20 protein-coding genes are annotated in these 20,568 nt (G+C 65.1%); 14 read left to right on the forward strand and 6 right to left on the reverse strand.

The annotated features are described in order from the left end of the window. Window positions 1-35: 35 nt before the first annotated feature. Both fadD12 and ACOI2T_RS34655 read left to right on the forward strand, forming a co-directional pair. Window positions 36-1,604, forward strand: coding sequence for an acyl-CoA ligase FadD12 (fadD12, locus tag ACOI2T_RS34650; RefSeq protein WP_421877476.1), 1,569 nt, complete (start codon window positions 36-38; stop codon window positions 1,602-1,604). Beyond that, window positions 1,597-2,790, forward strand: a complete 1,194-nt coding sequence (locus tag ACOI2T_RS34655) for an alpha/beta hydrolase (protein ID WP_409502831.1) — start codon at window positions 1,597-1,599, stop codon at window positions 2,788-2,790. The genes fadD12 and ACOI2T_RS34655 overlap by 8 nt, the downstream gene beginning before the upstream one ends. A gap of 2 nt (window positions 2,791-2,792) precedes the next feature. Here ACOI2T_RS34655 and ACOI2T_RS34660 read toward each other — a convergent pair whose 3' ends face one another. From ACOI2T_RS34660 to ACOI2T_RS34670, 3 genes are read right to left on the reverse strand one after another with little or no spacing between them, the layout of a single operon-like run. Beyond that, complete coding sequence (locus tag ACOI2T_RS34660) at window positions 2,793-4,448, reverse strand: nitric oxide reductase activation protein NorD (RefSeq protein WP_409502832.1); 1,656 nt, start codon at window positions 4,446-4,448, stop codon at window positions 2,793-2,795. Then, the gene (locus ACOI2T_RS34665; RefSeq protein ID WP_409502833.1) at window positions 4,445-5,266 is read right to left on the reverse strand and encodes a CbbQ/NirQ/NorQ/GpvN family protein; all 822 of its coding nucleotides are present in this window, start codon (window positions 5,264-5,266) and stop codon (window positions 4,445-4,447) included. Before ACOI2T_RS34665 ends, ACOI2T_RS34660 begins: the two co-directional genes overlap by 4 nt. Beyond that, the gene (locus ACOI2T_RS34670; protein ID WP_409502834.1) at window positions 5,253-6,431 is read right to left on the reverse strand and encodes a spirocyclase AveC family protein; all 1,179 of its coding nucleotides are present in this window, start codon (window positions 6,429-6,431) and stop codon (window positions 5,253-5,255) included. The genes ACOI2T_RS34665 and ACOI2T_RS34670 overlap by 14 nt, the downstream gene beginning before the upstream one ends. A 102-nt stretch (window positions 6,432-6,533) precedes the next feature. On the opposite strand from ACOI2T_RS34670, the gene ACOI2T_RS34675 reads away from it, so the two are divergent. Beyond that, window positions 6,534-7,136 (forward strand): TetR/AcrR family transcriptional regulator, encoded by a 603-nt coding sequence (locus tag ACOI2T_RS34675; protein WP_409502835.1) that lies wholly within the window; start codon window positions 6,534-6,536, stop codon window positions 7,134-7,136. Here the strand turns inward: ACOI2T_RS34675 and ACOI2T_RS34680 are convergent. Further along, window positions 7,133-8,275: an amidohydrolase family protein gene (locus ACOI2T_RS34680; RefSeq protein ID WP_409502836.1), complete on the reverse strand. Its 1,143-nt coding sequence runs from the start codon at window positions 8,273-8,275 to the stop codon at window positions 7,133-7,135. The two genes, ACOI2T_RS34675 and ACOI2T_RS34680, sit on opposite strands and share 4 nt — an antisense overlap. A 14-nt stretch (window positions 8,276-8,289) precedes the next feature. After that, entirely contained in the window at window positions 8,290-9,744 is a 1,455-nt protein-coding gene (locus tag ACOI2T_RS34685) for an aldehyde dehydrogenase (protein ID WP_409502837.1), read from the reverse strand. Between the two features lie 118 nt (window positions 9,745-9,862). Between ACOI2T_RS34685 and ACOI2T_RS34690 the strand changes: the two genes are divergently transcribed. From ACOI2T_RS34690 to ACOI2T_RS34740, 11 genes are all read left to right on the forward strand, one after another. After that, window positions 9,863-11,134 carry an aromatic ring-hydroxylating oxygenase subunit alpha gene (locus tag ACOI2T_RS34690; protein ID WP_409502838.1) on the forward strand — a complete coding sequence of 424 codons (1,272 nt, stop codon included), beginning with the start codon at window positions 9,863-9,865 and terminating at the stop codon, window positions 11,132-11,134. A gap of 5 nt (window positions 11,135-11,139) precedes the next feature. Continuing rightward, window positions 11,140-11,460 carry a hypothetical protein gene (locus tag ACOI2T_RS34695; RefSeq protein WP_409502839.1) on the forward strand — a complete coding sequence of 107 codons (321 nt, stop codon included), beginning with the start codon at window positions 11,140-11,142 and terminating at the stop codon, window positions 11,458-11,460. Continuing rightward, window positions 11,457-12,695, forward strand: a complete 1,239-nt coding sequence (locus ACOI2T_RS34700) for a metal-dependent hydrolase family protein (RefSeq protein WP_409502840.1) — start codon at window positions 11,457-11,459, stop codon at window positions 12,693-12,695. The genes ACOI2T_RS34695 and ACOI2T_RS34700 overlap by 4 nt, the downstream gene beginning before the upstream one ends. 32 nt (window positions 12,696-12,727) lie before the next feature. Further along, a complete protein-coding gene (locus tag ACOI2T_RS34705; RefSeq protein WP_067848479.1) occupies window positions 12,728-13,180 on the forward strand; it encodes a MarR family winged helix-turn-helix transcriptional regulator in 453 nt (150 codons plus the stop codon). Between the two features lie 145 nt (window positions 13,181-13,325). Continuing rightward, on the forward strand, window positions 13,326-14,348 hold the full coding sequence (locus ACOI2T_RS34710) for a 2Fe-2S iron-sulfur cluster-binding protein (RefSeq protein WP_409502841.1): 1,023 nt from the start codon (window positions 13,326-13,328) through the stop codon (window positions 14,346-14,348). Further along, window positions 14,345-15,088: an SDR family NAD(P)-dependent oxidoreductase gene (locus ACOI2T_RS34715; protein ID WP_409502842.1), complete on the forward strand. Its 744-nt coding sequence runs from the start codon at window positions 14,345-14,347 to the stop codon at window positions 15,086-15,088. The genes ACOI2T_RS34710 and ACOI2T_RS34715 overlap by 4 nt, the downstream gene beginning before the upstream one ends. Before the next feature lie 18 nt (window positions 15,089-15,106). Further along, window positions 15,107-16,360: an aromatic ring-hydroxylating oxygenase subunit alpha gene (locus tag ACOI2T_RS34720; RefSeq protein ID WP_409502843.1), complete on the forward strand. Its 1,254-nt coding sequence runs from the start codon at window positions 15,107-15,109 to the stop codon at window positions 16,358-16,360. 1 nt (window position 16,361) lies between these two features. After that, the gene (locus ACOI2T_RS34725; RefSeq protein WP_409502844.1) at window positions 16,362-16,697 is read left to right on the forward strand and encodes a hypothetical protein; all 336 of its coding nucleotides are present in this window, start codon (window positions 16,362-16,364) and stop codon (window positions 16,695-16,697) included. A 22-nt stretch (window positions 16,698-16,719) separates the two neighbouring features. Then, window positions 16,720-17,565 carry a TauD/TfdA dioxygenase family protein gene (locus ACOI2T_RS34730; protein WP_409502845.1) on the forward strand — a complete coding sequence of 282 codons (846 nt, stop codon included), beginning with the start codon at window positions 16,720-16,722 and terminating at the stop codon, window positions 17,563-17,565. A 16-nt stretch (window positions 17,566-17,581) separates the two neighbouring features. After that, window positions 17,582-18,097, forward strand: a complete 516-nt coding sequence (locus ACOI2T_RS34735) for a carboxymuconolactone decarboxylase family protein (RefSeq protein ID WP_409502846.1) — start codon at window positions 17,582-17,584, stop codon at window positions 18,095-18,097. 259 nt (window positions 18,098-18,356) lie between these two features. Then, complete coding sequence (locus ACOI2T_RS34740) at window positions 18,357-19,142, forward strand: maleylpyruvate isomerase family mycothiol-dependent enzyme (RefSeq protein WP_409502847.1); 786 nt, start codon at window positions 18,357-18,359, stop codon at window positions 19,140-19,142. Between the two features lie 6 nt (window positions 19,143-19,148). On the opposite strand, the gene ACOI2T_RS34745 is transcribed toward ACOI2T_RS34740, so the two are convergent. Then, a complete protein-coding gene (locus ACOI2T_RS34745) occupies window positions 19,149-20,567 on the reverse strand; it encodes a WS/DGAT/MGAT family O-acyltransferase (RefSeq protein ID WP_409502848.1) in 1,419 nt (472 codons plus the stop codon). Between the last annotated feature and the right edge of the window lies 1 nt (window position 20,568).

Raw genomic sequence — 20,568 nt, forward strand, 5'->3', positions numbered from 1 at the left:
ACCGCCTGACCGACGCCGTCGGCCTGGCCACCACCATGCGCCGGGCCGGCTTGATCGCGGTGATGCGGCCCGACAAGTATCTGCGGATCGCCGCCGCGATGGCCCGCGAGAACATGGGCGTCACATCGGGTTTCGCGAGCGCGGCCCAGCGGTGCCCGGACCGGCCGGGTCTCGTCGACGAACTCGGCACGCTCACGTGGCGCCAGATCGACCAACAGGCCGACGCGTTGGCCGCCGGACTGCAGGCGCTGCCGGGTGGTGCACCGCACGTGCTGGGGATCATGGCGCGCAATCACCGTGGGTTCGTGCTGTCGTTGATCGCCGCCAACCGCATCGGCGCCGACGTACTGCTGCTCAACACCTCATTCGCCGGACCGGCCATGGCCGAGGTGGTGGGCCGCGAGAAGGTCGACGCCGTCATCTACGACGAGGAGTTCACCGGAACTGTCGACCAAGCGCTTGCCGGGCATCCGGACAGGGCCCGGATCGTCGCCTGGACCGACACCCGTGCACACGAGAAGACCGTCGCCAAACTCGTCGAGCAGTTCGCGGGCAAGCAGCCGCGCCGGGCGTCCGAGAAGAGCCGCGTCATCCTGCTGACCTCGGGGACAACCGGAACGCCCAAGGGCGCCAAGCATTCCGGCGGTGGTCCCGAAGTGCTCAAGTCGATTCTGGACCGCACGCCGTGGCGCGCCGAGGAGCCCGTCGTCATCGTGGCGCCGATGTTCCATGCGTGGGGCTTCTCCCAGCTGGCGTTCGCCGCGTCGATGGCCTGCACGATCATCACCCGGCGCAAGTTCGACCCGGAGGCCACGCTCGAGCTCGTAGACCGGCACCGCGCCACCGGGTTGTGTGTGGTCCCGGTGATGTTCGACCGGATCATGGAACTGCCCGACAACGTGCTGCGCCGCTACGACGGCCGGTCGCTGCGGTTCGCCGCCGCGTCGGGGTCGCGCATGCGTCCCGATGTGGTCATCAAGTTCATGGACCGCTTCGGCGACGTCATCTACAACAACTACAACGCGACCGAAGCCGGGATGATCGCCACGGCGACGCCTGCCGATCTGCGGGCCGCGCCCGATACCGCGGGAAAACCCGCCGAGGGCACCGATATCCGGATCCTGGATCCCGATCTCCGCGAGGTCCCGACCGGGGAGGTGGGCACGATCTACGTGCGTAACTCGACGCAGTTCGACGGATACACGTCGGGTACGACGAAAGACTTCCACGACGGCTACATGTGCTCGGGCGACGTCGGATATCTCGACGACGCCGGCCGGCTGTTCGTGGTGGGCCGCGACGACGAGATGATCGTCTCGGGCGGCGAGAACGTGTATCCCATCGAGGTCGAGAAGGTTCTCGCCGGCCATCCCGAGGTCGCCGAGGCCGCGGTGATCGGCGTCGACGACGAGCAGTTCGGGCAGCGGTTGGCGGCGTTCGTCGTGTTGTCCGGTGCGGTCAATGTCGACGAGCTCAAGGCCCACGTGCGAGAAAACCTCGCCAATTACAAAGTGCCACGCGAGATCACCGTTCTCGATGAACTGCCCCGCAACAGCACCGGCAAGATCGCGCGCCGCGAACTGCAGGACCGGGTCGATGGCTAGACCACTGCTGCCCGCAGCCGCGGAGTTGCTCAACGCGGTCAACGCGGTGAAGCCGCTCGGCCGCAAGGGCTACACCACCGTCGCGGCCTTCGCGTTCGGCTGGCCGACGTCGGAAAACGCACCGCTGGTCACGACGGTGTCAGTGGCGGACGCCCTGCGCCGCGGTATCCGCGGCGACTACCGGTCTGCACAGGGCCGGATCTCATTGGTGCTCAAGGCGATTTCCTGGGCATTGCTGTATCTCATCCATCGTCGCGGGTTGGCCTCCCAACCGTGTTTCGAGGATCCGCTGCGCACCGCGCTCGGTGCCGACTACGCGGTGGCACCGCGGCCACTGCGGCGCGGCGAGGTGTGGTCCACGTCGTGGAGCAGACGCCGCTACGCGCAGAAGACCGTGCATTACGGCCCGCACCGGGCCAACCTGGCCGACATCTGGATGCGGACCGACCTGCCACGCGACGGCAAGGCGCCGGTGCTCCTGCAGGTACCCGGCGGCGCCTGGATGATCGGAATGCGCCGCCCGCAGTCCTATCCGCTGATGAGCCACCTCGCCGAGCAAGGCTGGATCTGCGTGTCGATCGGGTACCGGATCAGCCCACGCCACCCGTGGCCCGATCACATCGTCGACGTCAAGCGGGCACTGGCCTGGGTCAAGGACAACATCGCCTCGTACGGCGGCGATCCGGAGTCGGTTTGCATCACGGGCGGTTCGGCCGGTGGACATCTGACCGCCTTGGCGGCGCTGACCCCCAACGATCCCAAGTGGCAGCCGGGATTCGAGGACGCCGATACCTCGGTGGTCGCCGCGGTGCCGGTCTACGGTCGCTATGACTGGTTCAGCACCAGCGGAACCGGGCGCTCAGAGTTCATGGAGATCCTGCAACGGCTCATCGTGAAGCTGCCGCTCTCGGGCAATGAGCAGGTGTACCGCGACGCGTCGCCCATCACGTTGGTACGCCCCGATGCCCCACCGTTTTTCATCCTCCACGGCGTCAATGACTCGCTCATCCCCGTCGGTGAGGGCCGTGAGTTCGCGAAGGCACTACGCGAAGCATCCACGTCGCCGGTGGTCTACGCCGAGATCCCGCACGCACAGCATGCCTTCGACTTCTTCGGCTCACCGCACGGCCACTACACGGCCGATGCCGTCGAGAAGTTCCTGAACTGGGTGTTGGCGAAGCGCTAACTTCACCGCCGTTGCGGCGCAGCCAGTTCGGCGAGGGCGGACAAGAACAGTTCGTCCATCCGCGGGCTCAGATCGGACAGCGTCGCAGCACACGCATAGCTCGCGGCGCCGAAAACTCGTTCGAGCGCATCCGAGGCGGCGGCAGCTCCGAGCGAGAGGCACAGGCACGCAATGCCGTTCATACGCAGCTCTTCAAGTGCCTTCTGGGTGTCGGCTTCCGCGTACCGGCCCTCATAGCCGTCGTCGTACGGGAAACCGTCCGACAGCACGATCAGCAGCCGATTCGGCGTTCCCGCTTCATTCTTCACGATTTCCCCGGCACCGCGGATGCCCGCGCCAAGCCGGGTATAGCCGGACGGATACAGCTGGTTGAGGCGCGCCCGACCGGCCGCACCGAACCGTTCACCGAACGACTTGATCGCCGGCAGGTGCACCGCCAGGCGGCCTTGTGATCGGAACCCGTACACCGCGACGCGGTCACCGAGTTCCTCGAGCGTCATGGCGAGCGTCGCCGCCGCACGGCGTTGGTGATCGTGGACGGCGCGGCCGTCGCAGTCGGCGTCGGTCGCCGATCCCGACGCGTCGACAAGGATGAGCACACCGAGGTTGCGGGCAAGCTTGCGGCGCTCGGAGTACACGTGCTCGGGTGGTGAATAACCGGAGCGTAGATCGACGAAGAGGTTGATCAACGCATCGGTGTCCACGTCGTCGCCATCGGTGCGGCCGCGCAACACTTTGGGGCCCAAGCTGACTCGCGCGAGCCTGCGCCGCAGCACGGCGTCACGTGCCACACCGACGGCTGAGACGTCCACGGCCGCGCTGACCGGGAAATCGATGACGCGGCACCAGTCCTCCCGATACCGGCCACCGAAGACGTCCCATTCCGGATACAGAGCGCCACCGATCGAGAGTGCCGCACCGGGCAACTCGGCACCGGTGAATTTGATCGGAGTCGGTACCGGACGCGCGTACGCGCCGGGGTGAGAGGTCCGTCGCATCGAGCCGACGCCCAACTCGCCGCCGGCGCCCTCGCTTCCGGACGAGCGGGAGCTTCCGAACAGTGTCCGCAGAAACCTCGCGGGTGCCTGCGCGCCGATCGGAACCTCGAACAGCTTGAGGATCCAACTCTTTTCTGCCGGTCCGTCGGCGTCATCGCCCTCGTCCATCTCGTACGCATGCGCGGCATCTGCAGTCTGCGAAACCGTTCCGCCGCGGACGCGGAACAGTGTGGACGGTTTGATCGTCCCGAACCAGTCCGGCGGTGCGTCGAGTTCGGTTCTACGCAAGGCGATTTGCAACGATTCCTCGGAACTGGTCGACCGCACGGGAAAGTCGGGGATGGCAGTGGCGGCCAACGGTATCCGCGAGGCGAACTCGGCCAGCACCCGGTGCCCTTCGACCGCCAGATAACGGCGGGCAAGCAGAGGCCGCGCCCGCAGTCGCTTGACGTACCGACGTTCAAGGCTTCCGGCTCCCAGAAGCGCGCTCTGGACAAGCACTTCGCGACGCTGCCTATCTGGATCGGCACGTGCCGATACGAACACGACGTGACCGTCGGTGTACGCCAGCTCGTCCGCTACGGCGACGTCAACGGGGCGCCCGGCGAGGAAACCGGCCAGAAACCGGAAGTGGTGCGGCTCTGGACTATCGGTACTCACGGTGGTGGCAGTACCGCGTCGACCAGTTCTCCGAGTCCCCGGATCACGTCGGGATCGTCGGACAGCACCTCCACAACGGCGGACTGGACAGCGCTGCGCAGGCTCAGTCCTTCGGCGACGAGTCCGCCGGCGAGTATGAGCATGCGGGTGGAGGCCACCTCGCTGAGCGCCGAGCGGTCCAGCTTCCGGATCGCGTTTCCGAGCATGACCAGCGACCCAGCGGTCGATTCGTCGATCCCTGCCTCGCGGGCGACCACTTCGGTCTCGATCTCGGCAGCCGGGAAGTCGAGGCTGATCGCGATGAAGCGTTGACGGGTCGAGTCTTTGAGGCTTTTCAGGATGCTCTGGTAACCGGGGTTGTAGGAGATCACCAGTTGAAATCCCGGTGCCGCGGGCAAGGTGGTACCGAGCCGGTCGATGGGCAGTTCGCGTCGGTGATCGGCCAGAGGATGGATGACGACGGTGGTGTCCTGGCGTGCTTCGACGATCTCGTCGAGGTAGCACATGGCACCCTCGCGAACCGCTCTCGTCAACGGGCCGTCGACCCAGACGGTCTCGCCACCCTTGAGCAGGAAGCGGCCCACCAGATCCGCCGACGTCATGTCCTCGTGACCCGCGACGGTGATCAGCTCCCGACCGAGGTCATGCGCCATCGCCTCCACGAAGCGGGTCTTTCCGCACCCCGTCGGCCCCTTCAGCAACACCGGCAGACCGCGGCGAGCCGCAGCCCGGAACACCTCGACCTCGTCACCGACCGCTCGGTAGAACGGCGCCGATACGCCCGGTTCGGTGATCGGCCGAAACTTACTGACCGTCATCGGTGTTCGCCCGCTGGATGGGCACGACGGGCGGGATGGTCGCCCCATCCGGCAGGACCAGTTCACCTTCGTGGTTGACGTACCCCGAACGGTGGGTCGGTACGGGAAGGTCAGGGTTCGGGCACGGCCGGTCGGTGCCCTCGCCACAGATGCCGGGGTTGAAGTACGAACGCTTCTGCACGTCCTCCGGCCACGCGTCGCCCTGCATGCCCAGCCAGGTCGCCGGCACGTTGTAGAACAGGAAGAAGCACGCGCTGACACCGCCGAAGACCGCCAGGAACCGGATGAACTGTTGTTTGACGAATCCGCCGCGGACGCGGTCGATTCCGCGTTCGACGACGGTGCGGCCCCGGTCATCGGTGAAGAAGCGCAGGCAGACCAGCGCCGTCTGGACGCCACCCCACATCAGCCCCTCGTAGATGGGCCATTGGTAGTAGGTGCCCGCGTTGAATGACAACGACTGAATGGCGCCGGGGTAGGAGTAGAAGCCGATCGGCAGGAGGATGAGCGCCTCCATGATGAAGTCGAATACGAACGCGATCGCGTAGGTGACCAACACCAGCCGCAGGTTGCTGATCCCGGGCCACCGGTTCTTGATCTTTCGCATGATCCAGCACCCGACGATCGTGAGCAGCAAGACGCCGTACGCGTAGCCGGGGATGTTGGTCAGTATCGGTTCGGGCACCGTGTGCCCCGGTTCCTCGTGCGCCACCCAGCCCGGGATGTACGGTGCCCACGAACCTTGGTTGAACAGCCACGCGTTGTACGTGCACCAGGTGCTGTAGTAGTTGAGCATCGGATCCTGGAACATCATCAGGCCCATCGACACCAGCAGCATGCCGTCGAGCGTGATGCGCCTCTCGCGCATCCAAGGCCGAATGAGGAAGAACCACAAGGCAAACGGCAAGCCGATCCAGAGCACGACGGCGTTCGCGATCAGTGGGATCTTCATGTACAGCGGTGGTTCGCTCGGGCCGCTCGACACCGGCTCGAAATAGGGGCCGGTGACCCACCGGATCGCGACATACAGCGTCAGCACCAGGAAGACAGAGCCGACGGTCGCCCAGAACTTGTACGCGTTCGACGACGACGGGCCTTGCTTCTCGAGGTCGGCGATTCCGCCGATCGATTCGGTGACGGCGGATTTTTTGGACAGATCGCTCACGACGCCTCCTGAAGTTCGCTCTCGTGGCGGTTCGCCGAAAATATACCAATCGGTATCTCAGTGACCAATAGGTATCTGAGATTCTGTGGAAGAATTTCAGCCATGGTCGAGCGGTGGACCCGAGAGAAACGCCTGGAGCACACGCGCTCAGTGCTGCTCGACGCCGCCGAGGAGGTGTTCGCCGAAAAGGGTTTCGCGCCAGCCACTCTCGACGACATCGCACGCGCCGCCGGTTACACCAAGGGCGCCATCTACAAGCACTTCGCCACCAAGGAGGACTTGTTCCTGGCGGTGAGCGACCGGTATTGGCGCCGGTACTTCGACAACTTCGCCGACGTGATGTCGAGTGCGAAACAGGTCGGCGCACGCGAACGCGACGAGATCGCCAAGCGCTGGCGTGAATTGAGCCAGGACCGCGGCGCCGAACACGCCGCCCTCGGACATGAGTTCACGCTCTACCTCCGGAGAAACCCGGAATCGCGGGAACGCGTCGCCGCCAAGCGCTCTGAGGTGGTCGACGCGCTGGCGAAGTTCATCGTCGACGGCATCGACCGCCTGGGCGGCACCCTGCTGATACCGCCCAAGACGTTCGCTCAGGTCCTCATCGCCACGAGCGACTCAGTGGTGCTGGGCAGCGAACTCGACGACGTCGACCTCTATCGGCCGATCGTCGACATGTACGTGTCAGCTATCAAACTGCCCTAGAAGACTCGCACCTGTCCTTCGAGCACGGGTACGGTCTCCGGCAGCTTGTAGGTCTCGATCCCGTTGCGGAACATGACATTTTCGCGCGCGTGTTCCGGCAGGTGTTTGACGAGCCAGCGCGGATCGTCGAACGTCCAGTGCGGGTAGTCCGATGAGAACAACAGGATCTTGTCGCACTCCATCCATTCGAAGGCCCGCGACAGTTCGGTCTTGTCCTCGGGATAGTCGAGGGGCTGGGTCGTGAACTTGATGTGGTCCTTGACGTACTCGCTGGGCTTGCGCTTGATGTCCATCCATGACTTGCGCGCTTCGTAGATCGCGTCCATGCGCCACATGAGCGGCAGGATCCAGGTGAACGCGTGCTCGACGAACACCACGCGCAGCGTCGGGAACCGGTCGAACACGCCGTCGAAGATCAGGCTCATCACCTGATTGGCCGCCAGCAGCGAGTAGGTGACCATGAAGTCGTGGTTGTAGCTCGGCAAACCGACTGGCGGGAGCGGAAGTTCGTCGTACTCGCCGCGCGACAGGTGACAGCTCACGGTGATGTCGTGTTTGGTGGCCGCGGCCCACAGCGGGTCGTATTTCGGGTCGCCCCACGACGGACGCGGCTCGGCCTTGATCAGGATCTGGGCCATGTACGGGTGGCCGGCCCACCGCTCGATCTCCTGTGCCCCTAGCTCGGGGGCTTCGACCGCAAGGCAGATCGATCCGCGCCACCGCTCGTGCCAGTTGTTGTGGCTGTCGAGCCAGTGATTGGCCTGCCAGTCGTTGAGCGCGCAGTTCATGGCGTGGTTGGCCTCGGGAATGTGCGCCGAATACGCCGCGGGCTCAAGGATCGCGATGTCGGCCCCGGCTTCCATGATCAACTGTCGGAACGCGAGATCGGGATCGCTGCCCGCGAATTCGCCGTCGGATGGGAACGTGTCGGTGCGCATCGCGTAGGCGTGGGCGTAGTCGGGAGCGTCGTAGTAGATCAGCTCACCGACGTCGTGCGTGCCGAAATACCTGCTGCGCCACGGCTCGGGGATGTATTCGCCGAGCACACCGCGACGCGGCACGGGATGCACGTCGGAATCGACGCAGCGAACGGCGATGCGTTCGGCGGCCGGTGTCCGGTGCGAAGCTATTGCGGTCATGGTCTCCCTCTCGTTCAACCGGCGACGGCGATGGACTTGGTCTCCACGTAGCCGTCGAGACCTTCGCGGCCGAGCTCGCGGCCGTAGCCGCTGTCCTTGACACCGCCGAACGGTGCGAACGGATCCATTGTGTACCCCTGGTTTACCCCAAAGGTGCCGGTTTGTACCTGTTCGGCGATTCGTATCCCGCGATCGGTGTCGGCGGTCCACACCGATCCGGCCAGCCCGTAGTCGGAATCATTGGCGATCGCGATGGCGTCGCGCTCGTCCTCATACGGGATGACGGTCAGCACGGGACCGAAAATCTCCTCACGGGCAATGCGCATCGAGTTGTCCGCACCGGCGAACAACGTCGGCTGCACGTACCACCCGGTGTCGACTCCCGTCGGCAGGTCGGTTCCGCCGATTACGAGGCGAGCGCCCTCGCGCCGGCCGAGTTCGATGTAGTCGCGGACGCGCTGCTGTTGCCTACGGGACACCAGTGGGCCGAGTTCGGTGGCCGGATCCGCGGGATCGCCCACTTTGAGCGCCGACATCCGAGCCGCAAGGGCGTCCACGAACTCCTCCTCCCGCGCGGCAGGCACGACGATGCGGGTCAGGGCGTTGCAGATCTGCCCACTGTTGGACAGGCTCGCCGAGCGCACGCCGGCTGCCACTGTCTCGGGATCGGCGTCGTCGAGAACGATCGCGGCGGACTTGCCGCCGAGCTCAAGGCTGACCTTTGTCAGATTGGCCGCACATGCCGTGGCGACCGCACGGCCTGCGCTGCTCGACCCGGTGAACGAAACCTTGTCCACGCCGGGATGGCTTGCGAGGTGCGCACCGACGGCCGCGTCACCCGGCACGACAGTGACGACACCGTCCGGCAACCCGATCTGCTCGATCATCTCGGCGAGGAGCAGCGCATCGAGCGGCGACTCCGGCGCCGGCTTCAGCACGACGGCGCATCCCGCGATCAGCGCGGGCACGAGCTTCGTCACGATCAGGAACTGCGGCATGTTCCACGGCACGATGGCCGCGACAACACCGACCGGTTCCCGGCGAATGCGCACGTCGGCACCGAAGAAGCCCGGCCGGCTCTCGTGCCACGGGTAAGTCTCGGCGACATCGCAGAACGCCGACATCATCATGGTCGGCAAGCCGACCTGAGCACGCTTGGCGAAGCTGATCGGCGCACCGATCTCCGCGGAGATGAGCTGGGCCATCTGTTCACGTCGCTGCGCATACACGTCGGCCAGGCGTCGCAGCGCCACGATGCGCTCGTCGGGTGGAAGCCGCTGCCATGGTCCCCGATCGACGGCCGCGCGTGCGGCCGCCACGGCCGCGTCGACATCGGCAGGCAGCGACGCCGCCACCCGGGCGATGGGCTGCTCGGTGTGCGGTGACACCACCTCGATCTGGTGCGGGTGGTCACCGTCGAGCGACCAGTCGGCCTCGATGCCGATGTACTCCCCCAGATGTTGATCCATCCGGATCCTCCCGCCGTCGTCCTTCCAGTATGGGCGGTGACAGCATGCATTATCAACTACTTGTCATTATTGGGATGAGCCGATACGGTCGGCCCAAGTCATCGGGACAGGAGTAGCGATGCCACGTTTCCCCAAGCCGCCAGAAGGCAGTTGGACCGAGCATTACCCCGAGTTGGGCACCGGCCCGGTGTCCTACGAGGACTCGATCAGCCCGGAGATCTACGAGCTCGAGCGCGAGGCGATCTTCAAACGGGCCTGGCTCAACGTCGGCCGCGTCGAACAGCTGCCACGCAAGGGCAGCTACTTCACCAAGGAACTGCCGGTCGTCAAGACCTCGATCATCCTGGTGCGCACCACCTCTGGTGAAGTCAAAGCCTTCCACAACGTCTGTCGCCACCGCGGGAACAAGCTGGTGTGGAACGACATGCCGCGCGAGGAGACCCGCGGCGTGTGCCGCCAGTTCACCTGCAAGTACCACGCCTGGCGCTATGACCTCGACGGCAACTTGACGTTCGTGCAGCAAGAAGAGGAGTTCTTCGACCTCGACAAATCCCGCTACGGCTTGGTGGAAGTGCACTGCGACGTGTGGGAAGGGTTCATCTTCGTCAACTTCGCCAAGGCTCCCGAGCAGTCGCTGCGTGAGTTCCTCGGGCCGATGATCGTTGGGCTGGAAGGCTATCCGTTCGACAAGCTGACCTCACGCTGGCACTACCGCTCCGAGGTCAACGCGAACTGGAAGCTCTACATGGATGCGTTCCAGGAGTTCTACCACGCACCGGTCCTGCACGCGAACCAGTCACCGACCGCGTATTCGAAGGCCGCGGCCGAGGCCGGATTCGAAGCACCGCACTATCGCCTCGAAGGCCCGCACCGGCTCGTCAGCACATCGGGCGTGCGGGCCTGGGAGATGTCGGCCGAGATGCGCAAGCCGATCGAAGACATCTGCCAGAGCGGGCTTTTCGGCCCGTGGGACAAACCCGATCTCGGGCCCATGCCCGCAGGCCTGAACCCGGCGAAATGCGATCCGTGGGGCCTGGATTCGTTCCAGCTGTTCCCGAACTTCGTGATGTTGTTCTGGGGCCAGGGCTGGTATCTCACCTACCACTACTGGCCGACGTCGTACAACACACACGTCTTCGAAGGCACGCTCTACTTCCCGCAGCCGCGCACCCCGCGCGAGCGCATCGCCCAGGAGTTGGCGGCGGCCTCCTTCAAGGAATACGGCTTGCAGGACGCCAACACGCTCGAGGCCACCCAGACGATGATCGAGTCGCGCGCTATCTCCGAGTTCGTGCTCAACGATCAGGAGATCCTGCTGCGGCACCTGCACAAGGAGACAGCGGCGTGGATAGCCGACTACCAGAACCGCATATCGGCCGTGGGGGTGTGAGCGCCATGCTGCCAACGGAATTCGCCGACCTCGAACCGTATTCGGAGTGGTGTCTGTCCACCGAACGGCAGCGCTACGCCAAGCGGTTGGCCAGCTCGATGACGGAGATGCAGGCGTTCTACGACGCGATCACCGCGCGGGCCGAGGAAGCTATCGCGTACTGCGACAAGTTCCCCCTCGACGATCTGCCCGACGACGTCCTGGCGCTCATGCACATGCTGTATTCGATGATCACGGTGTCGTTCCCGGTGGAGTGCTGGAAACAGCCGCGGGTCCCCGACTCCGGTGCCACCTGGCTGGACTGCGACTTCGAGCCCGTGCCGTGACGGTCGTCCTGCGCGCCGCGCGGTGGGCCGATGTCGAGGCCGGGCGGGTGTGCACACCGGCCGTCATCGTGGTCGACGGAAACCGCATCACGGCGGTGAATCCCCCAGAGCTGCCGTCCGATTCGACAGTGATCGACCTCGGTGACGTCACGTTGCTGCCGGGCCTGATGGACATGGAGCTCAACCTGCTGATCGGCGGGCCGGGCGGCCCCGAGGGGCTGCCCACGCCCATGCACGGCGTGCAGGACGATCCGGCGTATCGCACCCTGCGCGGTGCGGTCAACGCGCGTACGACGCTCGACGCCGGATTCACGACCGTGCGCAACCTCGGGCTGATGGTCAAGACCGGTGGGTTCCTGCTGGACGTCGCGCTGCAGCGGGCGATCGATCAGGGCTGGCACGCCGGGCCGCGCATCTATCCGGCCGGGCACGCGGTGACGCCGTACGGCGGGCACTTGGACCCGACGGTGTTCCAGCGGCTGGCACCGGGGATCATGCCGCTGTCCGTGGCCGAGGGCATCGCCAACGGGGTGCCCGACGTCATCGCGTGCGTGCGCTACCAGATCCGGCACGGGGCCAAACTGATCAAGGTGTCCGCGTCGGGCGGGGTGATGTCGCACAGCACCGCCCCGGGCGCCCAGCAGTATTCCGACGCCGAGTTCGCGGCCATCGCCGACGAGGCGCACCGCGCCGGGGTCCGGGTGGCCGCGCACGCCGTGGGTGACACCGCGATCCAGGCTTGCATCCGCGCCGGCATCGACTGCATCGAACACGGCTTCCTCGCGAGCGACGAGACCATCCAGATGATGGTCGACCACGGCACCTTCCTGGTTTCCACCACCTACCTCACCGACGCCATGGCGATCGACCGCATCGCCCCCGAGTTGCGCAAGAAGGCGCTCGACGTGTTCCCGCGTGCGAAAGCCATGCTGCCCAAGGCGATTGCGGCCGGTGTCCGCATCGCGTGCGGTACGGACGCACCGGCGATTCCGCACGGCCAGAACGCCAAGGAACTGTGCGCGTTGGTCGAGCGCGGGATGACTCCGATGCAGGCGATCCGCGCGGCCACCGTGGTTGCCGCCGAGTTGATCGACGCCGACGACGAACTGGGGCGGCTGGCGCCTGGCTACCTCGCCGACATCATCGCCGTGCCCGGTGACCCCTCGGCCGACATCTCCACCACGCTCGACGTGTCATTCGTGATGAAGGACGGCGTAGTGCACAAAGCGGCCTGATCACGCGATACCGTCGTGGTGAAGGGACGGACATGGAACTCACCGACAACATCCTGTGGCTGCTCAAGCAGGCCTTCTACTTCTCGCTGACCACCGTCAACGATGCGGTCAGCGACCATGGCGTGAGCACCGCACAGATCGGTGTGCTCAGACAGCTGGCGAACGAACCGGGCCTGTCCGGCGCCGAGCTGGCCCGCCGGCTGCTGATCAGCCCGCAGGGCGTGCAGCTGGCCCTCACCGCCCTCGAGAAGCGTGGCCTCGTCGAGCGCAAGCAGAATCCCCAGCACGGCCGCATCCTGCAGGCGTTCCTGACCGATGAGGGACGTTCGGTCGCCGCGGCAGTGGTCGCCGATGCGATCGCCGCCCATGAGAAGGTGTTCGGCGTTCTCACCGCCGAGGAGCAGAAGACGCTGCGTGAGCTGTTGAGCCGGGTCGTCGAAAAGGGCACGGGCCACGAACTGTTCGACGACCACGTCGAACACTGAGCCGCCGTCTGGCGGGCCGTTCGCGCTGTTCGCGCTGAGGTTGCGGTTTCATCCGCGACCCGCCGACACACCCGTATGGGGCCGCACAATCGGCGATGTATCTAGTACTTGATACTAATGACAAGTAGTTGATACTCTGGCCGGGATGCTTGAGCCAGCCACCACCCAGACCGAGGGCTTCGTACCACTGCGCGTAAAGCAAGTGGTTCGCGAGACCTCCGATGCGGTGTCGCTCGTCTTCGACCGCCCACCCGGTGGCGCAGCGGAATTCCGTTATCTTCCCGGTCAATTCCTCACCTTGCTGGTCCACGTCGACGGCCAGGAACACCGGCGCTGCTATTCGATGTCGTCGTCCCCCGCGCTCGACGAAGATCTGCAGATCACCGTCAAACGCGACCGCGACGGCGTCGTGTCCAACTGGCTGAACAACACCGCGGCACCCGGTGACGAGTTGCATGCCGCGCCTCCGCAAGGCCGGTTCGTGATGCGCGAGCAGGAGCGCGACCTCGTGGCCTTCGCCGGCGGAAGCGGGATCACCCCGGTGTATTCACTGTTACGGTCGGCGCTTGAAACAACCGGCCGCGGCGCGCGCCTCTTCTACGCCAACCGCAGCCGCGATTCGATCATCTTCGAGAAGTCGTTGGCCGCGCTGCGGGAGGGCCACCCGGACCGCTTCACGTTGTGTCATCACCTCGATGACGAAAAGGGTTTGGTCACGGCCGAACAGGTCGAAACATTCATCGCCGAGGTCACCGACGCCGACTTCTACGTCTGCGGGCCTGGGCCGTTCATGGACACGGTCGAGAAGGCACTGCTTTCAGCCGGGGTATCGGCGGACCGGCTCCACCTGGAGCGGTTCACCGTCGCGCCGGCTCCTGTCGAAACCGCCACGGTGACCGAGGAAGTCACGATCGAACTCGACCGCCGCTCGGTCACACTTGCGTACCGCCCCGGACACACGTTGCTGCAGACCGCTCGGATGGGCGGGCTGCGCGCGCCCTCGTCATGTGAAACCGGTTCGTGCGGGACGTGTATCGCTCAGATCACCGAAGGTAGTGCTCGCATGCTCAACAACGACGCGCTCGACGACGACGAGGTGGCCGACGGCTTGGTGGTGACGTGTCAGGCATTGCCGACGAGTCGCACGGTGAAGGTCGTGTACGAATGAGCAGGGTCGCGGTGGTTACCGGCGGCGCCTCGGGCATGGGGGAATCGACCTGTCACGAGCTCGGCAGACGGGGCTTCAAAGTCGGCGTCGTCGACATGAAAGAAGATGCAGCTCAACGGGTTACCGATGATCTGCGCGCCGCCGGCTGCACTGCCATGGCCATCGGAGCCGATGTCACCGACAGCCGGGCCGTCGAGCAGGGATTTGCGAAGGTCCGCGGCGAGCTCGGACCGGTCAGCGCGTTGGTAACCAGTGCGGGCGTGTTCGGATACTCACCGTTCCTGGACATCAGCGACGACGCCTGGGCGCGGATCATCGACGTCAACCTCACCGGCACGTTCTACAGTTGCCGCGCCGCACTGCCGGACATGATCGACGCCAAATGGGGTCGCATCGTGATGATCTCGTCGTCCAGCGCCCAGCGCGGGTCGCCGTTCGCCGCCCACTACGCCGCGTCGAAGGGCGCCGTGATCACGCTGACGAAGTCGCTGGCCCGCGAATACGCGGAGTACGGCATCACGGTGAACAACATCCCGCCCTCGGGCATCGAGACGCCGATGCAGCATCAGTCACAGGCCGCCGGCTATCTGCCGCCCAACGAGCAGATCGCCGGGAACATCCCGCTGGGCCGCTTGGGTACTGGCGCGGATATCGCCGCAGCCGTGGGGTTTCTGTGTTCCGAGGAAGCCGGGTTCATCACCGGTCAGGTGCTCGGCGTCAACGGTGGAGCGGTGATGTGACCAGACAGGGAGGTACCGATGAAGCGATGGCCTAAGCCGGCAGAAGGCTCCTGGACCGAGCATTACCCGGAACTCGGCACTGGACCGGTGTCGTTCCGTGACTCGACCTCGCCGGAGTTCTACGAGGTGGAACGTGAAGCGGTGTTCAAACGGGCCTGGCTCAACGTCGCACGCGTCGAGGAGGTCCCAGCCCCCGGACACTACGCGACCAAGGAGATCGAGGCCGCCCGCGCCTCGGTGATCCTGGTCCGGGGCGCCGACGACAAACTCAGGGCGTTTCACAACACCTGCCGTCATCGCGGAAACAAGCTGCTATGGAACGACTTCCCTGAGCGGGAGACTGCCGGTTCCGCCGAGTTCTTCGAGTGCAGGCAATGCGGCTGGCGCTATGGCCTCGACGGCACGCTGACGTACGTTCCCGAACCGTTCACGGTCGACACCGCCGACTACGGCCTGGTGCCGGTGCACTGCGATGTGTGGAACGGCTTCGTGTTCATCAACTTCGACGCGACACCGCGGCAGAGTTTGCGTGACTTCCTGGGGCCGATGATCACGGATCTCGACGACTATCCGTTCCACAAACTCACCGAACGCTACGACTGGGTTGCCCACAACAACAGCAACTGGAAGATCTTCGCCGACGCGTTCCAGGAGTACTACCACGTGCCGTCGCTGCACACCCAACAGGTGCCGCCCGAGGTGCGCGATCCCAACGCGGGTTTCACCTGTGGTCACTTCCAGCTCGACGGGCCTCACCGGCTGGTGTCGACCGCAGGCACGCGCCGCTGGCTGCTGGCCCCGGAGTACATGTACCCGATCGAGCGGGCCACCCGCAGCGGCCTGGTGGGTCCGTGGCGGACGCCCGACATCGGCGAGTTGCCACCGGGTTTGAATCCGGGCGGCATCGAACCGTGGGGCATCAGCAACTTCCAGATCTTTCCCAACACCGAGATCCTCATCTACGGCGGCTGGTATCTGCTGTACCGGTACTGGCCCACGTCTCACAACACCCACCGCTTCGAGGCGTACACGTACTTCCATCCGGCGCGAAACGTGCGTGAACGCATCGAGCACGAGGTCGCCGCCGTGGTACTCAAGGAGTTCGCGCTGCAGGACGCCGGCATGCTTGGCGGCACCCAGGCCGCGCTGGAGTACGGCATCGTCGACGACTATCCGCTCAACGATCAGGAAATCCTGGTCCGCCACCTGCACAAAGTCGTCGTCGACTGGGTCGACGAGTACCAACGCGAGCGCACTCCGGCGGAGGTGTGAGATGGCAGAACCCATGCTGCCCAGCGCGTTTGCCGAACTCGAACCCTACGCCGAGACCTGGTGTCTGGCCACCGAAACCGAACGCTGGAACGCCCGCCTGTCGTCCACCATGCCGCAGATGGAGCAGTTCTACGACGCCTTATTCCCGCGTCTCGAAGAGGCGATCGACTATTGCGACAAGTTCCCGCTCGACGGACTGCCCGACGATGCACTCAATCTTCTGCACCTGATCTATTCGCTCATCATGGTGGCGATGTCGGTGGAGATCATGCATCAGCCCGCCCCGGTCGACGCGGCCGATGCCGTGATGATCCGCACCGGTGAACCGGTGCCATGACCGCACCCGAAAGGACACTCCGATGAGCGTGCTCACGATCAACAAACTGACGACGTCGGTAGGCGCCGAGGTCTGCGGCGTCGACCCCGACCGTCTCGCAAGCGACAGTGGTCTTGGCGCCGCGATCCTCGATGCACTCGAAGACAACGGTGTGTTGGTGTTCCACGATCTGCATCTGGAACCCGAAGCACAGGTGGCATTTTCGCAACGGCTCGGCGAGATCGACCGGTCCGCCGACGGCCACCATCCGGTCTCGGGCATCTACCCGATCACGCTGGACCAGTCGAAGAACAAGGCTGCCGAATACCTCAAGGCGACGTTCGACTGGCACATCGACGGCTGCACACCGCTCCACGACGAATGCCCGCAGAAGGCGACGGTGCTCTCGGCGCTGCAAGTCGCCGCGCGTGGCGGTGAAACCGAATTCGCGAACTCGTATGCCGCATACGACACGCTCGAGGATTCCGAAAAGGAACGCTACGAAGGTCTTCGGGTGGTCCACTCGCTTGAGGCCTCCCAACGACGGGTCTATCCCGAACCCACCCCGGAACAGCTGCAGCGGTGGCAATCCCGGCCAACACACGAGAACCCGCTGGTGTGGACCCATCGCAGCGGCCGCAAATCGCTGGTGCTCGGCGCCTCCGCGGATTACATCGTCGGTATGGATCGCGACGAAGGCCGCGCGCTGCTCGCCGAGCTCCTCGAGCACGCCACCACGCCCGACAAGGTGTACAGCCACAAATGGTCCGTCGGTGACACCGTCATCTGGGACAACCAGGGTGTGCTGCATCGTGCCGCCCCGTACGAGCCCAACTCGCCCCGCCACATGCTGCGCACCACGGTGCTCGGCGACGAACCGATCCAGTAGATTGCACCCGCTACGGTTGACCCCATTGCCATTTGAGCAATGGGACGACAACACGCGCGCGGCACTGGCCTCCCTCATCCCGGCCGAACGAGCCAACCCCGAAGGCGCGGGCAACGTCCTGTCGACGTTGGTGCGCAATCCGGACCTGACGTGCGCTTACCTGCCGTTCAACGCCTATCTGCTGCGCGGATCGCGGCTGTCCCCACGTATTCGGGAAGTGGCGCTACTGCGAATCGTGCTGCGCAGCGACTGCGATTACCTGTGGACACACCACGTGCCCATCGCACGGCAGGCCGGCCTGACCGACGACGACATCGACGGCATCCGGTCGGGTCACTGCTCGGACATCCATGATGACGTGATCGTATGTGCGGTCGACGATCTCGTCGCTTTCCACACCATCACGCAGTCGACGTGGGACCGCCTCGCCGAGTTCCTCGACGAGAACCAACGCATGGACCTCGTGTTCCTCATCGGTGGATACCAACTGCTTGCGCTGGCCGTCAACGCTTTCGGGGTGCAGGCGGAGTAGGCTCAGACGGCCGTGTAGTCGGGTAGCTCGATCCCGTTGATCGCCATGAACACCACCCCGCACCGTCTTCGGACACCACCACGACCGCGCCCGCAGCCGGGCGGCATGTTGACCTCCGAGGTACTCGACCTGATGATGTCGCAGTGAAGCCTCGCGCGCGGTGGCTGAAGCTCGGCAACAAAGAAACCGGTCGCGCACGTCCTGGCACGCCCATTAGCTTGGCCTCATGATTCCAATCGATGTCCGCCGGCTGTTTCCGGTGGAGCGGCAGGAACTGCTCGAACTGCTCGCGTCGCTACAGCCGGCCGACTGGGCCAAGCCAACGGTGTGCGACGGTTGGGACGTGAAAGACATTGCGTCGCACATACTTAACGATTACATGCGTCGGCTCTCGGGTAGCCGGGACGGGTACGGAGGAGCGGTGTTCGCCAATGACGAGACACTGCCGACCTACCTGGCTCGCGTGAATGACGAGTTTGTCCGCGCGATGCGCCAATGCAGCCCCAACACGATCATTGACGTGCTGGCCCATCTGGGGCCGCAATTGGACGCCGTCTGGGCAGACATCGACATGGACGGTGCCGCGCATCTGGATGTTTCGTGGGCTGGTGCGTCGACGAGCCCCGCCTGGCTCGATGTCGCACGCGACTACACCGAGTACTGGGTGCACCAACAGCAGATCCGCGACGCGGTGCCCCAACCGGGCGCTGACGGTGCCGATATGCTCCGTCCGGTTATCGTGACGTTCCTCCATGCCGTGCCCTTTGCGTTACGTGATCACCCGCGACCGTCCGGCACGGCGGTCGAATTCGAAGTCACCGGCCCGGCGGGCGGGCGTTGGGCCGTGACTTCCGATGGCGCCCAATGGGACCTCACAGCGGAATCGGTGCACGGCCCGGACGCATCGGTCCGGATCGATCAGGACACGGTGTGGCGACTGGCCACCCGCGGAATCACCGAGGAGCAAGGGCGCGCGCGTGCCGAACTGAATGGCGACAGTCAACTCGCCGAAGCTGCGGCAACCCTGCTGGCCGTGGTCCGCTGACCGCTGCTACTGCGGCATCGCGGTCTCGACGATCGTGAGTTTGTCGGGAAGTCCTGCAGCTCTTCGGATGTCGTGGAACTCGTCGAGCATCGCGTCGGTCACCTCATGCGGATCGTCGACAGTGGCGTCGTCGGCGATCACCGAGATGTTGAGTTGATCGACATAGCTCCACACCGTGATGTTCAACCCGCTGCCTGCGGTGATCGGGCCGACGGAGTAGATCTCGGTGACCGTGGCCCCACCGACCTTGCCCCGCTCACGCGGACCGGGAACGTTGGAGATGTTGAGGTTGAGCACCTTGTTCTGGCCGTCCTTGCCAGAGAGCCATTTGAACGCCGCTTCGACCGGGGCCGGCGGGATGTAGGCGGCCCAGCGTGCGATGAGCTCGGGCCCGATGAGTTGGTGACTCTCTTTGGCGAGGCCGGCCGCTTCGCGCGCCTTGCGGACCCGTTCGGCGGTGTCGGCCTCATCGACCGGCAACGCCACGAGCACGCCACTGAATCGATTGCCCGAGATCCGGTCGGGTGAGAAGTCGAAGCTCATCGGCACCGAGGCCAGCAGTGGATGGTCGGCCTTGCCGTCGTACTTGAGGAGCAGGGTGCGCAGCGCCCCCGACGACATGGACAGCACCAGGTCGTTGATCGTGATGCCGAGCTTTTTGCTCGTCTCCTTGACATCGGACAGCGCCAGCGTCGCCGTCGCGAACAGCCGTCTGGGCGTCAGCACGTGGTTCATGAAGCTCGGCGGCGGCGTGAACGGCCGGGTCAGCTCGGGCGAAAGCTTGCGGCTGCTACGTCGTACCCGTCCGACGCCCTCCGCGGTGTAACGGATGGTGCCCGGCAACCGGCCGATCTGCCGCAGGTGATCGCGGAATGCCGAACGCACCAACTCGCTCTTGGACGGTGCCGGATCCGTCGCGTAGGAATCGCGATCGCGTTGCGGCCCCTCCTGCAGATCCATCCCGCGGGCCAGCAGGTTGGCCGACGCGATGCCGTCGGCCAGTGCATGGTGGATCTTGCCGACCACCGCGATGCGGTCATTGGCCAGCCCTTCGACGAAATACATCTCCCACAGCGGGCGGCTGCGATCCAGCGGCGTGCTGGCGATCGCACCGATGGCCTCGTCGAGTTCGCGCCGGCCGCCGGGAGCGGGCAGCCGCCACGGCCGGACGTGGTAATCGAGGTCGACGTCGCAGTTCTCGCGCCACATCGGGTGGTGGAACTTGAACGGGATGTCGATGAGCTGATAGCGGAACGGGTCGAGCTTGTAGAGCCGGCCGTGCAGCACCTTACGAAAGTCGTCGACACCGAAGGTGCGGTCGCCGATCCCCTCAAGATCGATGACGGCGATCTTCAATGTATGCATGTGGACGTTGGGCGTCTCGGTGTACAGCAGGAACGCGTCCCACCCACTCAACCGCTTCACG

Source organism: Mycolicibacterium wolinskyi str. Jessa 2025, from assembly GCF_049241375.1.
Lineage (GTDB): Bacteria > Actinomycetota > Actinomycetes > Mycobacteriales > Mycobacteriaceae > Mycobacterium > Mycobacterium wolinskyi.

Coding starts and splice junctions, on each gene's coding strand:
- ACOI2T_RS34680 (WP_409502836.1), bottom strand. CDS start 8,275: ATGACCGCAATAGCTTCGCACCGGACACCGGCCGCCGAACGCATCGCC.
- ACOI2T_RS34710 (WP_409502841.1), top strand. CDS start 13,326: ATGCTTGAGCCAGCCACCACCCAGACCGAGGGCTTCGTACCACTGCGC.
- ACOI2T_RS34725 (WP_409502844.1), top strand. CDS start 16,362: ATGGCAGAACCCATGCTGCCCAGCGCGTTTGCCGAACTCGAACCCTAC.
- ACOI2T_RS34675 (WP_409502835.1), top strand. CDS start 6,534: ATGGTCGAGCGGTGGACCCGAGAGAAACGCCTGGAGCACACGCGCTCA.
- ACOI2T_RS34665 (WP_409502833.1), bottom strand. CDS start 5,266: ATGACGGTCAGTAAGTTTCGGCCGATCACCGAACCGGGCGTATCGGCG.
- ACOI2T_RS34705 (WP_067848479.1), top strand. CDS start 12,728: ATGGAACTCACCGACAACATCCTGTGGCTGCTCAAGCAGGCCTTCTAC.
- ACOI2T_RS34715 (WP_409502842.1), top strand. CDS start 14,345: ATGAGCAGGGTCGCGGTGGTTACCGGCGGCGCCTCGGGCATGGGGGAA.
- ACOI2T_RS34655 (WP_409502831.1), top strand. CDS start 1,597: ATGGCTAGACCACTGCTGCCCGCAGCCGCGGAGTTGCTCAACGCGGTC.
- ACOI2T_RS34685 (WP_409502837.1), bottom strand. CDS start 9,744: ATGGATCAACATCTGGGGGAGTACATCGGCATCGAGGCCGACTGGTCG.
- fadD12 (WP_421877476.1), top strand. CDS start 36: ATGCGCCGGGCCGGCTTGATCGCGGTGATGCGGCCCGACAAGTATCTG.
- ACOI2T_RS34730 (WP_409502845.1), top strand. CDS start 16,720: ATGAGCGTGCTCACGATCAACAAACTGACGACGTCGGTAGGCGCCGAG.
- ACOI2T_RS34695 (WP_409502839.1), top strand. CDS start 11,140: ATGCTGCCAACGGAATTCGCCGACCTCGAACCGTATTCGGAGTGGTGT.
- ACOI2T_RS34720 (WP_409502843.1), top strand. CDS start 15,107: ATGAAGCGATGGCCTAAGCCGGCAGAAGGCTCCTGGACCGAGCATTAC.
- ACOI2T_RS34690 (WP_409502838.1), top strand. CDS start 9,863: ATGCCACGTTTCCCCAAGCCGCCAGAAGGCAGTTGGACCGAGCATTAC.